This is a genomic window from Brucella lupini, from assembly GCF_002252535.1.
In the GTDB taxonomy this organism is placed as follows: Bacteria; Pseudomonadota; Alphaproteobacteria; order Rhizobiales; family Rhizobiaceae; genus Brucella; species Brucella anthropi.
In genome coordinates this window covers 221,842-234,431 of the sequence record NZ_NNRN01000038.1, presented here as the reverse complement: position 1 = coordinate 234,431, position 12,590 = coordinate 221,842, and the positions used below count along the sequence as shown (strand labels likewise).

Genomic DNA, 12,590 nt, shown 5'->3' with positions numbered 1-12,590 from the left:
GGTTTACAGCTCTTCGAGCAGGTCGCCGGAGGCTTCGATATCACGCAGGCGCTTTCGTCCGGAAGCGCCTGCTTTTTCAATGGCCCGCGTGGTCAATAAATGGCAGAGCGCCATGACCGCAACGTGATTGAACAACGGGCCGGGTGCCAGTGTCTGGCAATGAAAATGCCATTGCGCGGAAGCCCGGAACGGCGCGCCTTCATCGGTGATGTAGAGAAGTTTCGCACCACGCTTTTCGATGGCGGCAAGGATGTCGTCCATTTTTGCAATACGGCGGCGAAGCGCGAAGACGATGACCATATCGTCAGGGCTGATGCTGGCAATATATTCGCCAAGTGTTTGGCCCGGTCCGGGAACCGCAACGATATTGTCCACCACCTGTATCATCTGCCATTGCAGATAGGCCGCAAAAGGCTGGCTGCTGCGAAAGCCGAATACCCATGTCTTGCGTGCGCCGAGCATTGCTTCCACAACGGCGTCGATCTGTGTTTCGCGTATGGAAAGAAAGGTCTTTTCCAGATTGGCGATGCCCTGACCGACATGCGAAGACAGGGACTGGCCGCTCTCCGCATCGGTGGCACTCGACAGAAACAGACGCGATCCCGTCTGTTTTTCCTCACGGGCATGGCGTCGGGATTCTTCATAGGTGTCATAACCTAGGCGCTGTACGAAACGCGTCACGGTCGCGTTGGAAACATGGGCGAGAGCTGCCAGTTCCGACGCCGAATAGCTCGCCAGTTCCCCTGGAAAATCACATACGAATTCACCCAGCCTTTTTTCGGCTGGCGGCAGTTCGTCCATAACGTCTCTTACGCGGGTCAGAAAGGACTTTTCGGTGGGTTTCATGTGCCGCCTGATGAAATCATATTTTCAGATTGCCTAACTATTAGCAGCTTTTGACTATTTTTGCATCTTTTTCGCCTAAGCTTTGAGCAGATTATCTATCTGAAAATAAACGATAAAAAATTGCTTGTAAAAATTGATTTTCTGATGTTTGATTATGAAAAAATAATTTCATACGGCTAATATCATGGGAGTTGGACCGTTATGGCAGGGGAACAAATGATACAATCCGGTGCGACGTCACCGGCCATCAAGCAGATGGAAAATGCATTGGGAAATATCGGCGTGACCACTGCGCACAAGCAGATTCTCGCGCTGATCCTGATCGGCTGTCTCTTTGACAGTTTCGAGCAGAACACGATTGGCCTCGTCGGGCCGATCCTTCGCGAACAATGGGGTCTGTCGGGCGCCGATATCGGCTTCCTCAATACCATCACTTTCGCAAGCGCGGCCATTGGCCGTCTCTTGTCCGGCATTCTTGGCGACCGGTACGGCCGCCGTGTCATGCTGACGATCAATCTTCTTCTCTTCACCGTCGGTTCCGCACTTTGTGCGCTCGCACCGAGCTTCGGCTGGCTCTGTCTCGCACGCGCCATCGTCGGCTTTGGTGTCGGCGGCGAAATTTCGACTGCCGTTACGATGCTTGCCGAATTCTGTTCGCCGAAGTTCCGTGGAACTGCAGCCGGTCTCGTCAATGTCGGCGCAGGCGGTTTCGGCAACTTCCTCGCCCCGGCTTTCGGCCTGCTGGTTTTCACGCTCTTTCCGGGCGACGACAACTGGCGCTGGCTCTTCGCCGTTCTGGCGATCCCCGCTTTCCTCGTTGTTTTCTTTCGCCGTTACGTGCCGGAAACACCGCGTTTTCTGGCCTCGCAAGGCAAGATCGACGAAGCAAACAAGGTACTTTCCATTCTGGCGTCCGGATCACTCCGACCCAAGAACCTGAAAGTCACTGAATATCTGTCGAAGTCGGAAGACAGTGACACCAAGCCTGTCAAGGGCAATTGGAGGGAACTGTTCCAGGCGCCTTATCTTGGCCGCACCGTCCCTGTGGCGATCGCGATCCTGATGAGCTACGGCGCACAGCTTTCCGTCCTGACGCTGATGCCAATGATTTTCGTTTCGATGGGCTACACGCTTTCGGGCAGCCTTCTTTACAGCATGATCATCCAGAGCGGCAGCGTGCTCGGTGCCATTGCAGCATCGGCATTCGGCTATTACTTTCCGCGCAAGAAAGTTCTCAGCCTGGGTGCGGTCTGTGCCTGTGCCGCAGCGCTTTCGATCATCTATCTGGGCACGAACATCTATCTGGTGCTGTTCTTCGGAGCGCTGTTCCAGTTCTTTGTCCTGTTGCTCAACACGTCGATCTGGATTTACGCGCCGGAACTCTATCCGACCCGTATCCGCGGCTTCGGTGTGGCACTCATCCTCGCGAGCGGTTCGGCTGCCGGATCCTTCGTGCCGACGATTGCGGGTGTCTTGTTCGACACATACGGAATGCTTGGTGTCTTCGGCCTTGCCGCATCGATGTATGCCATCTTCGCATTCTGCATCCAGCTTGGGCCGGAAACCTATGGTCGGTCCATGGAAGACTTGACGCAGCCGGCGGAAGCCGACGAGCCGACGGTCGATTTCACAAAAACTGCTAAAGAACAGGCCTGAACATGACTGCATCATCCCCCTATGTCCTGCTGATCAATCCAAACAGCTCAGAGGCAACGAGCGGGATGATGCTCGATATTGCCAGGCGGAAGGCGAACGGGCGGCTTCGGATCGAAGCCGCCACTGCGACACGCAGCCCTTCGATGATCGTCAATGACGAGCAGCTGATGGCTTCAGCGGCGCAGGTCATAGAAATCGGCAGGGGGCAGAATTCAAACTGCATCGGGGTCATTGTCAGCGCTTATGGCGATCCCGGTGTCGTGCATCTGCAGGAGAGCCTGGCCGTGCCGGTTCTCGGCATTTGCGAGGCCTCGATGGTCGAGGCAACACGGAATGGACGACGGTTCGGCATTGCGACGGTAACGCCGGATCTTGCCGATGCGATAGCGGCGCGGGCGGAAAGCCTAGGCCTGTCGCATCTTTATACGGGTATTCGCTGCACGCCCGGAGACCCTGAGAAGCTGGCGCGCGATGGCGCGCGTCTGCGTACAGAACTGGAAGCGGCGGTGCGGCTTTGCATCATGGATGGAGCCGAAGCGGTCATCATCGGCGGTGGGCCGCTCGGGGAAGCTGCGGAACAACTGCGTGGCGGCTTCGATATTCCGATTGTCGCGCCGATCTCGTCAGCGGTGGAGCTGATGATCGAAGCGCTCGACAAGCAGCAGGTCTGTGGAGAAGCGCAGGCCTGATCGTGGGATTGCCGGGACATTCGTTCCGGCGACCGAAAGGCATTTTATCGGTGCGGTACACCCCCTTGCACCGGATCACAGATAACCCGGGGGCGTTGTGATTGAAAATGTCTTTGTGCACGCTTCCTTCTTGGCCGAGAAGAAAGCGTGCTTTTTTATTTGGCGTCCGTCTATCGCTGCTTGGCCAGACCCTGCTCGCGCATCTGGCTGAGGCTCATCTTCGGTGAAAGCGCTTCCGGATCGATGCGGATTTCGATGAGGCCCGGCTTGCCGGACTTTTCGCAAGCCTCGAAGGCAGGGGCAAAATCAGCCGTCTTTTCCACCACTTCGCCATGCAGGCCATAGGCGCGGGCAAGCGCTGCGAAGTCAGGATTGGCGAGGCCGGTGCCTGAAACGCGGCCCGGATAGGTGCGCTCCTGATGCATACGGATGGTGCCATACATGCCGTTATTCACGACGATGAAGATGGCATTGGCACCATATTGCGCCGCCGTTGCCAGTTCCTGACCGTTCATGAGGAAACAGCCGTCGCCTGCAAAGGCAACAACCGTGCGTTCCGGCGCGGTGAGCTTGGCCGCGACCGCAGCCGGTACGCCATAGCCCATCGAGCCGTTGGTGGGTGCCAATTGGCTGCGATAGGTGCGGTACTGGTAGAAGCGATGCGGCCAGGCGGAATAGTTGCCTGCGCCATTGGTGATGATGGCGTCGGCTGGCAGATGTGCGCGCAGCCATTCCATCACTTCGCCCATCTGCACATCGCCGGGGATGACCGGCGATTTGATGTTGTCGCGGTAATCGGCATTGGCGCTGTCGGTCCATGATTTCCAGCGCGGATCAGCAACCGGCGCAAGCTTTGCCGCCGCCGCACAGAAGGCAGGCATGGAAGCATTGACCGGAACGTCTGCATGATAGACGCGGCCCAATTCCTCTGCACCCGGATGGATATGGACGAGCTTCTGTTGTGGCACCGGAATGGAGACGAGTTCGTAGCCCTGTGTCGTCATTTCGCCGAGGCGGGCGCCAATCACGATCAGCAGATCGGCATCACGCACGCGCTGCGCCAGCTTGGGGCTGATCGAGGTTCCCATTTCGCCTGCATAGAGCGGGTGAGTGTTGTCGAACATGTCCTGGCAGCGGAAGGATGCCGCGACGGGCAGGTGCATGTTCTCGGCAAATTTCTGCAGATCGCTGATGGCTCTCGCATTCCAGCCGCCACCGCCGACGATCACCAGAGGCCGTTCGGCCTTTGCAAGAAGCGCCTGCATGTCCTGCAACTGGTCGGCACCTGGATGCATCTGAACCTGTTTAAAGGCTGGTGCGTCGCTGATGGCGGCATAGGATGTCAGCATGTCTTCCGGCAGGGCGATCACGACAGGACCGGGGCGACCGTTGACGGCGCGGTGGAAGGCTTGGCTGACCAGTTCTGGAATGCGGGCGGCATCGTCGATCTGGACGACCCATTTGGCCATCTGGCCGAACATGCGGCGATAGTCGATTTCCTGAAATGCCTCGCGCTCGACCTGATCGCTGGCGACCTGACCGATGAAGAGCAGCATCGGCGTTGAATCCTGAAAAGCTGTATGCACACCGACAGAGGCGTTTGTTGCGCCGGGACCGCGTGTGACGAAGCAGATGCCCGGCTTGCCGGTCAGCTTGCCATAGGCTTCCGCCATATAGGCCGCGCCGCCTTCCTGCCGGCAGACGATCAGGTCAATCGCGTCGCTGGAATCATGAAAGGCGTCAAGCGCAGCGAGATAGCTCTCGCCGGGGACGCAGAAGACCCGGTCGGTGCCGTGGATGCGCAGCGCATCCACCAAAATCTGGCCCCCGGTACGGGCATTGGGTTTGCTCGTCATTGTATGCATTTCCTCAATCTCACCATGTCTCGCTCGCCATTCCGGCTCGCCTTGCAAGGACGGTTTCTCCGCCTCTTTTCAAAAAGATCCTCCCGAAAACCGGGACAATCCATGTGTTGGGGGAACGGGAACTCATGGTCAGACGCACCCAAATGGCCGACAGGTGCATAAACCTCAGTCTCGCGGCAAAGTTTACGTTCAGCCGCCTGCTTCTCCTCCCAGTCAAGCACGCTGATATGAACATAGCCAGCGGTGCGAATACAGATTAAACATCATGACTAAACTGTATGAACTCATGATGCACCGGTATGGAGGAATGGCGATGGCCAGGGAAAACACGGGTAAGATCCGCGTCGGTATTGGCGGATGGGCCTATGAACCGTGGGACAAGAGCTTCTATCCTGAAAAACTGTCGAAGAAGCGCCAGCTTGAATATGCATCGAGCAAGCTCACATCCATCGAGATCAACAGCACTTATTACGGCCCGCAGAAACCCACGACCTTCGCCAAATGGCACGATGAAACGCCGGAAGGCTTTGTGTTTTCGCTGAAGGCACCGCGTTTTTCCACCAATCGCCGTGTCCTGGCGGAGGCGGGTGAGAGCATTGAACGGTTCATGACCGGCGGCATGATGGAACTGAAAGACAAGCTCGGCGTGGTCAACTGGCAATTCATGGGAACGAAGAAGTTCGACCCCGTGGACTTCGAGGCGTTTTTGAAGCTTCTGCCGAAGCGTGTCGACGGGCGCGATGTGCGCCATGCGGTGGAGGTGCGTCACGACAGTTTCAATTCACCGGACTTCATCGCCTTGCTGCGCGAATATGGCGTAGCGGTGGTGATTGCAGGCGACAGCGACTTTCCGCAATTCGCCGATATGACCGCACCTTTCGCCTATCTTCGCATCATGGGAACGAAGGAAAGCGAGCCGCTTGGCTATGGTGAAAGTCATCTCGATCAGTGGGCTGCACGCGCCAAGGCGATAGCGGCGGGAGAACCCGCTGAAGGGTTGAAGACCGTGACGCCGCCTGTTGCGGACCATATCGCCCGCGATGTCTATCTCTATGTGATCAGCGGCTATAAGGCGCATAATCCGCATGCGGCCATGGCCTTGATCGAACGGACAAAATGATGCCTCGTGGCGGCTGTTGATTTTCATCTGAGTCGCCTGAGCATCATGTCAAAATTCGATCTTTCCGCGCTAGAAACCTTCGTTCGCACCATTCCGCAGCACTATAAAGGGCCAGGTGGCGCGGTCGCGGTGCTGAAAGATGGCAAGGTCGTGCTGCGCCATGCATGGGGCTTTGCCGATCTTTCCACTCGCAAGGCGATGACGCCCGAAACGCGCATGCCGATCTGTTCGGTCAGCAAGCAGTTCACCTGCGCCGTTCTGCTCGACAGTGTCGGCGAGCCGGAAGTTCTTGATGATGCGCTTGCCGCCTATCTCGACAAGTTTGCTGAAAAGCGTCCCAGCGTGCGCGATCTTTGCAACAACCAGTCGGGCCTGCGTGATTACTGGGCGCTGACGGTTCTGTGCGGGGCCGATCCGGAAGGCGTCTTTCTGCCCGAACAGGCACAAAGCCTGCTGCGCCGCCTGAAGACCACGCATTTTGCACCGGGCACGCATTATTCCTACTGCAACGGCAATTTCCGCATTCTGGCTGATCTGATCGAGCAGCATACAGGCCGGTCGCTTATCGAACTTCTGTCGGAACGTATTTTTCAGCCTGCGGGCATGAAGACGGCAGAACTTATCCCCGATACCGCGCTGTTCGACGAATGCACCGGCTATGAGGGCGACACGGTGCGTGGCTTCCTGCCTGCCGTCAATCGCATCCACTGGATGGGTGATGCCGGTATCTGCGCGTCGCTGGACGACATGATTGCCTGGGAGCAGTTCATCGATGCGACCCGCGACGACGAAAGCGGAATCTATCGTCGCCTGAGCGGTCTTCAGACTTTCAGCGACGGTGCTGCTGCTCCCTACGGCCTCGGCCTCAAATTCGAGGAAACGGGCGGCAAGCGCCTGACCGGCCATGGCGGGGCTTTGCGCGGCTGGCGCTGCCAGCGCTGGCATTGCGCCGATGAGCGCCTTTCGACAATCGCTATGTTCAATTTTGAAGGCGGAGCTTCCGACGTCGCCTTCAAGCTGATGAACATTGCGCTTGGCGTCCCGACATCGGAACAGGTTCGCGTTGCAGCCGATGCCGTATGGTTCGGCTCATGGCTCGACCATGAAACCGGCCTCGTGCTGAGCCTTGAAGATGCCGGACGCGGACGCATGAAGGCACGTTTCGGCACTGGCCCGGAAATGATGGACGTCGTGGGCGAGAACGAAGCGCGTTCCTCGATGACCGCGATCCGCCGCGATGGCGACACGATCCATCTGGCGCGCGAGGACGAAAATCTGAGCCTGACAATGCAGCGCCTGAAAGGCGCGGCGAAGCAGGATATTGCGGGGCACTATCGCAGCGACGAACTTGAGGCCGATCTTTTGATCGTCAATGAGGGCGGTGCTTTCTATGGGGCCTTTGAAGGGTTTCTTGGCAAGAGCGATATGTATTCGCTCTATGAGGCGGGACCGGATGTCTGGCTGCTGCCGGTGCAGCGCTCGATGGACGCGCCGTCGCCGGGCGAATGGAAACTTGTCTTCCATCGTGACGCCAAAGGCGAGATAACAGGCATGACCGTCGGTTGCTGGCTGGCACGGCATGTGGACTACAGGAGAATTCAGGAATGAGCGAATTGAAAGTCAGAACCCGCGAGACGGGCGCCGTCGCCGAAATGCAGCAGGGAAAGCTGCCTGTCATCACCACGCCGACCGGCGGCGTGGTCGAGCTCGTTACGAGTGTCAGTCAGGCGGGCTTCAATCCGCTCGATCTCATCTATTCGTCGGTCGCTGCCTGCATGGCGCTCAGCGCGCGCATTGCTGCCACCAAGCTCGAACTGAAGGAAAAGCTGACCGATGTGCGGGTGGAAGTGAAGGGCGACAAGGCGCATGAAGGACCGTCGCGTATCGAACGGTTCAACATCACCTTCCATTTCGGCGGTGACCTCACCGACGACGAAAAGCATCGTCTCGCCGAAATGGCTGAGGAAATCTGCACGGTCAGTAATACGCTGCGCGGCGAGCCGCAGTTTGATCTGAAGGTATCGTAACCTTCAGATCACATCGCGGATGCGATCGACGCCGAGCTTGATAACGCTTTCCATGGCCAGACGTGCTTTTTGTGGATCACGCGATGCAATGGCGTGGGCAATGCGCAGGTGATTGGCCGCGCATTCGGCAATGCCTTCTCGCGATGAGGCGGGTGATGAAAGCTGGAACGAGATTGCCAGCGCCGCTTCGATCAATCCGCTGACCGAGCGCATGAACGGATTGCCCGACATGCGCGCAATGGCCAGATGGAATTCCAGATCAACCTTGGCGATGGACTCCGGCGTGTGGTTCGGATCGTCAAACTTGGCGGCGAGCGCGTAAAGCTCGACAATCTCGTCACTGGTGGCGCGTTCAGCCGCGGCCGCTGCGGCTGCCGGTTCCAGTGCCATGCGCATTTCCGCCAGATGGTCCACGAAGACTTCATCGAAGCCTGCCTCGAAGCGCCATGTCAGCACATCGGGATCGAAGAAATTCCAGCTCGCATGGCCCAGAACACGGGTGCCGACCTTGGCTTTGGGTTCGATGAGGCGCTTGGCGGCAAGGGTTTTCATCGCCTCGCGCAGAACGGTGCGGGAAACGCCGAAGCGTAGCGACAATTCATGGTCGCCCGGAAGGATGGACCCTGCAGGAATGGTTCCCGCGACGATGCCGCGGCCCAGTTCACCCACCACGACAGCGTGGCTGTTATGGCGTTTGCGTCCGGTTATGGCCGTTTCCAGCAATCCCAATTCAGGCCTCCTTCATTCGTTGCCTGGCTAGCTATTTGTTTCAATGCGCATCTTGCCCGAAAACCGGTTCCCACTTTTCGGGATGCGCCTTAGATCCGAGAACCACGCAAGTCCTCGTTGCAGAGCAATGAACAGGAACAGCAATATACCGATTGCTATTTTCGTCCACCAGGAAGACAGCGTTCCGTCGAAAACAATGTATGTCTGGATCAGCCCCTGTATGAGAATGCCGACGAATGTTCCGGCCACAAGGCCTGCGCCACCTGTCAGCAATGTCCCGCCGATCACCACCGAAGCGATGGCGTCCAGTTCTACCCCCACCGTCGCCAGCGAATAGCCGGACGAAGTATAAAGCGTATAGACGATCCCGGCGAGGCCGGAAAGGATACCCGACATCGTATAGATGCCGATTGTCGTGCGGGCAATCGGAACGCCCATCAGTTCTGCCGACTGCTGGTTGCCGCCCAGCGCGTAGATATTGGCGCCGAAGCGCGTGCGATGCGCGATGATGCCGCCAACGATGAAGACCGTGAGCATGAGCATGGCGATGAATGTCAGCCTGCCGCCGCCCGGCAGGCGGAAATAAAGCCCCTGCAATGTATCGAGAAACGGATGCGCGATGGGCACGGATTGCGTCGAGATGAGGAAGGCCGCACCGCGAGCCAGAAACATGCCCGCAAGTGTGGCCACGAAAGGCGGGATCCGCAAGAAATGGATCATCATGCCCATCCACGCCCCGAACAATGCGGCGATCACAAGAACGAGGCCGAATGCCACGAGCGGATGCACGCCGAGCTGCCCGATCATCACGGCAACGAAAACGCTGGTGAAGGCGATGACCGAGCCGACCGACAGGTCGATGCCGCCGGAAAGGATCACGAATGTCATGCCGACGGCGGCTATGCCGAGGAAGGCGTTGTCGGTCAGAAGATTGCCGATTACCCGTGTCGACAGCATGTTCGGAAACTGGACGATGCAGATCGCATAGGCGAGCAGGAAGATTGCAACCGTCGTCAGGAAGGGCAGATTGCGCAGTGCTCTCATTGCCGTGCTCCCTGCTGGCTTTGACGGACCGGATTGGCTCCATTGCCCTTGCGTTCCGAGCGCAGGAAGGTAATGAGCTGGACAATGGCCGGCGACTGGAAGGTGAGCACGATCACGATGATGACGGCCTTGATGATGAGGTTGAATTCCGGCGGAAAGCCCGCCATCAGAATGCCTGTGTTGATCGACTGGATGATGAGCGCGCCGAGCAGCGAAGCCATGATCGAGAAACGCCCGCCATTAAGCGAGGTGCCGCCGATGACGACCGCCAGAATCGCGTCGAGTTCAAGCCACAGCCCGGCATTGTTGGCATCTGCGCCGCGAATATCCGCCGCCGCGATCAGCCCCGCAAGGGCAGCGCCGACGCCAGAAACTGCATAGACGCTGAACAGGAGAAAGCGTGCCTTGACCCCCGCCAGCATCGCTGCGCGACGGTTGATGCCGGTCGCCTCGATCAGGAAGCCAAGTGCACTGGAGCGCACTGCGAGGCCCACAACGAGACCGGCCAGAATCCATATCAGGACTGGAACGGGCACACCGAGGAAGGAGCCGGAGCCAAGCGCCGCAAAGGAGTCATTGTTGAAGGTCAGGATCGCGCCTTCGGTGATAAGCTGTGCGATGCCGCGACCTGCCACCATCAGGATAAGCGTCGCGATGATCGGCTGGATATCGAAGACCGCAACCAGAAAGCCGTTCCACAAGCCACACAGAAGGCCGACGCCAAGCGCTGTCGGAATGACGATTGCGAGCGGATAGCCCGCAACGATGAGCGACGCGGCAAAAGCGCCGCTGATCGCCATGACGGCACCGACCGACAGATCAATGCCGCGCGTTGCGATCACCAGTGTCATGCCGACAGCCAGAATGGCGACGGGTGCGGCGCGCACCAGAATATCGATCAGGCTTCCATAGAGCCGACCGTTCTGGAACGAGATGTCGAGAAAGCCAGGCGCGATGATGGTGTTCGCCACCAGAATGAGCACAAGGGCGGCCAGTTGCGGCGCCAGTCTTTTGAGTTTTCTGGTCATGCGGGCAATCATGCTGCAGCTTCCTTTTCGCTTCCGGTCTCTGCGATTGCACGCACGATATTGTCGGCAGTGATTTCCTCGCCCTTCAGTTCCGCCACATGGCGACGGTCGGACAGGACGATGACGCGATTGGCGACGGCGGCAAGCTCTTCGAATTCCGAAGAGATGATGACCAGTGACATGCCTTCGGCACAAAGTTCGCCGATGAGCTTCAGGATTTCAGCATGGGCGCCGATATCGATGCCGCGCGTCGGCTCATCGAGGATCAGCAGGCGGGGATCGGTGGCAAGCCAGCGTGCCAGTATGGCTTTCTGCTGGTTGCCGCCGGACAGAAACTTGATCGGCTTGTCAGGATCAGGCGGGCGAATATCGAGCGCCTTGATGTAACGCTGTGCAAGTGCTGTCTTCTCGCGCGATGAAATCGGTCTGGACCAGCCGCGCTTCGCCTGAACCGCCAGCGCGATGTTCTCCGCCATCGAGAAATCGCCAATGATGCCGTCGGTCTTGCGCTCTTCCGGGCAGAAGGCGAAGCGTTCCGCAATGGCCGCAACGGGCGAGGGGAGCCTCGTTTCCTTGCCGTCGACGGTCAAGGTGCCGCTATCGGTCTGATCGACACCGAACATCAAAAGAGCGGTTTCGGTGCGGCCGGAACCGAGCAACCCGGCAATGCCAACGGCTTCTCCCGGCTGGATCGAGAGATCGAACGGCGCAACGCTGCCTTGTCTGCCGAAGCCTGCAAAGCGGATCGGGGCAACCGTATCGCGGCTTACTTCCTCGGTCAGCTGGCGGCGCACAGTTTCCTGCAACTGGTGGCCGAGCATCATGGAAATCAGATCGGTGCGCGGCAGTTCCGACAGGTTGCGGCTGCCGACCAGCCGTCCGTTGCGCAATACGGTGGCGCAATCGGCGATGGCGTAGACCTGATCCAGAAAATGGGTGATGACGATGATGCCGAGGCCTTCTGCCTTCAACTGGCGCAGCACGCCGAACAGCATCTCGACTTCGCGTGCATCGAGACTGGCGGTCGGCTCGTCAAGGACGAGCACCTTGCCCGAGAGATCGACGGCGCGTGCAATCGCGATGATCTGGCGGATGGCGACTGAATAGGCGGACAGAGGCGCGCCGACATCAATGGTGAGGCCGTAGCGGGAAAGAAGGTTCGCCGCATCCTTTTCCATCCGGCCCCGGTCAACCAGTCCGAAACGTTTCGGCTGGCGTCCCAGGAACAGGTTCTCTGCTACCGTCAGATTTTCAAGAAGATTGACCTCCTGATAGACCGTGCCGATGCCAAGTGTCTGCGCTTCTGCCACGGAGGTAGGTGCAATCGGCTGGCCCTCAAGCAGGATCGAACCGCCGAAGCCGTGGTAAGCGCCGGTCAATATCTTGATAAGCGTGGATTTACCCGCGCCGTTTTCGCCAAGCAATGCATGGATTTCCCCGCAGTTGAGCGTGAAATCGACATGGTCGAGCGCTGTCACGCCCAGAAAGGATTTGGTGATCGAACGGGCTTCAAGAAGCGGCATTGCGGCCGCCGATGGAGCGTCTTTTGCAGCCATGGCAGTCTTCCATTGCATTTTGCAAAGGTT

Annotated in this window: 11 protein-coding genes; 5 read left to right on the top strand and 6 right to left on the bottom strand. The window is 58.4% G+C overall.

Translation table 11 applies throughout. The features are described from left to right. Positions 1-3 precede the first annotated feature (3 nt). A complete protein-coding gene (locus CES86_RS07400) occupies positions 4-846 on the bottom strand; it encodes a MurR/RpiR family transcriptional regulator (RefSeq protein ID WP_010659475.1) in 843 nt (280 codons plus the stop codon). A 201-nt stretch (positions 847-1,047) separates the two neighbouring features. On the opposite strand from CES86_RS07400, the gene CES86_RS07395 reads away from it, so the two are divergent. Continuing rightward, the gene (locus CES86_RS07395; protein WP_167387101.1) at positions 1,048-2,502 is read left to right on the top strand and encodes an MFS transporter; all 1,455 of its coding nucleotides are present in this window, start codon (positions 1,048-1,050) and stop codon (positions 2,500-2,502) included. A 2-nt stretch (positions 2,503-2,504) separates the two neighbouring features. Continuing rightward, positions 2,505-3,191, top strand: a complete 687-nt coding sequence (locus CES86_RS07390; RefSeq protein WP_012091477.1) for an aspartate/glutamate racemase family protein — start codon at positions 2,505-2,507, stop codon at positions 3,189-3,191. 170 nt (positions 3,192-3,361) lie between these two features. Here CES86_RS07390 and CES86_RS07385 read toward each other — a convergent pair whose 3' ends face one another. Further along, complete coding sequence (locus tag CES86_RS07385) at positions 3,362-5,047, bottom strand: thiamine pyrophosphate-binding protein (RefSeq protein WP_094514046.1); 1,686 nt, start codon at positions 5,045-5,047, stop codon at positions 3,362-3,364. Positions 5,048-5,369: 322 nt separating this feature from the next. Here CES86_RS07385 and CES86_RS07380 point away from each other — a divergent pair, with 322 nt between their 5' ends. Genes CES86_RS07380 through CES86_RS07370 form a run of 3 tightly spaced genes read left to right on the top strand, consistent with a single transcriptional unit; the run spans position 5,370 to position 8,203 of the window. Beyond that, entirely contained in the window at positions 5,370-6,176 is an 807-nt protein-coding gene (locus tag CES86_RS07380; RefSeq protein ID WP_010659479.1) for a DUF72 domain-containing protein, read from the top strand. Positions 6,177-6,221: 45 nt separating this feature from the next. Further along, on the top strand, positions 6,222-7,784 hold the full coding sequence (locus CES86_RS07375) for a D-aminopeptidase (protein WP_094514045.1): 1,563 nt from the start codon (positions 6,222-6,224) through the stop codon (positions 7,782-7,784). Beyond that, positions 7,781-8,203 carry an OsmC family protein gene (locus tag CES86_RS07370; protein ID WP_094514043.1) on the top strand — a complete coding sequence of 141 codons (423 nt, stop codon included), beginning with the start codon at positions 7,781-7,783 and terminating at the stop codon, positions 8,201-8,203. The genes CES86_RS07375 and CES86_RS07370 overlap by 4 nt, the downstream gene beginning before the upstream one ends. A 3-nt stretch (positions 8,204-8,206) precedes the next feature. Here the strand turns inward: CES86_RS07370 and CES86_RS07365 are convergent, their stop codons facing one another. From CES86_RS07365 to CES86_RS07350, 4 genes are read right to left on the bottom strand one after another with little or no spacing between them, the layout of a single operon-like run. Then, positions 8,207-8,932, bottom strand: coding sequence for a FadR/GntR family transcriptional regulator (locus CES86_RS07365; RefSeq protein ID WP_010659482.1), 726 nt, complete (start codon positions 8,930-8,932; stop codon positions 8,207-8,209). A gap of 27 nt (positions 8,933-8,959) precedes the next feature. Further along, on the bottom strand, positions 8,960-9,976 hold the full coding sequence (gene yjfF / locus CES86_RS07360; protein WP_094514042.1) for a galactofuranose ABC transporter, permease protein YjfF: 1,017 nt from the start codon (positions 9,974-9,976) through the stop codon (positions 8,960-8,962). After that, a complete protein-coding gene (locus CES86_RS07355; RefSeq protein WP_094514041.1) occupies positions 9,973-11,016 on the bottom strand; it encodes an ABC transporter permease in 1,044 nt (347 codons plus the stop codon). Before CES86_RS07355 ends, yjfF begins: the two co-directional genes overlap by 4 nt. Then, a complete protein-coding gene (locus CES86_RS07350) occupies positions 11,013-12,560 on the bottom strand; it encodes a sugar ABC transporter ATP-binding protein (RefSeq protein WP_094514040.1) in 1,548 nt (515 codons plus the stop codon). The genes CES86_RS07355 and CES86_RS07350 overlap by 4 nt, the downstream gene beginning before the upstream one ends. Positions 12,561-12,590 lie beyond the last annotated feature (30 nt).

Excerpts from the sequence above, each read along its gene's own strand:
- yjfF (WP_094514042.1), bottom strand. The coding sequence starts at position 9,976 with ATGAGAGCACTGCGCAATCTGCCCTTCCTGACGACGGTTGCAATCTTC.
- CES86_RS07375 (WP_094514045.1), top strand. The coding sequence starts at position 6,222 with ATGTCAAAATTCGATCTTTCCGCGCTAGAAACCTTCGTTCGCACCATT.
- CES86_RS07385 (WP_094514046.1), bottom strand. The coding sequence starts at position 5,047 with ATGACGAGCAAACCCAATGCCCGTACCGGGGGCCAGATTTTGGTGGAT.
- CES86_RS07380 (WP_010659479.1), top strand. The coding sequence starts at position 5,370 with ATGGCCAGGGAAAACACGGGTAAGATCCGCGTCGGTATTGGCGGATGG.
- CES86_RS07390 (WP_012091477.1), top strand. The coding sequence starts at position 2,505 with ATGACTGCATCATCCCCCTATGTCCTGCTGATCAATCCAAACAGCTCA.
- CES86_RS07370 (WP_094514043.1), top strand. The coding sequence starts at position 7,781 with ATGAGCGAATTGAAAGTCAGAACCCGCGAGACGGGCGCCGTCGCCGAA.
- CES86_RS07355 (WP_094514041.1), bottom strand. The coding sequence starts at position 11,016 with ATGATTGCCCGCATGACCAGAAAACTCAAAAGACTGGCGCCGCAACTG.
- CES86_RS07395 (WP_167387101.1), top strand. The coding sequence starts at position 1,048 with ATGGCAGGGGAACAAATGATACAATCCGGTGCGACGTCACCGGCCATC.
- CES86_RS07350 (WP_094514040.1), bottom strand. The coding sequence starts at position 12,560 with ATGGCTGCAAAAGACGCTCCATCGGCGGCCGCAATGCCGCTTCTTGAA.
- CES86_RS07400 (WP_010659475.1), bottom strand. The coding sequence starts at position 846 with ATGAAACCCACCGAAAAGTCCTTTCTGACCCGCGTAAGAGACGTTATG.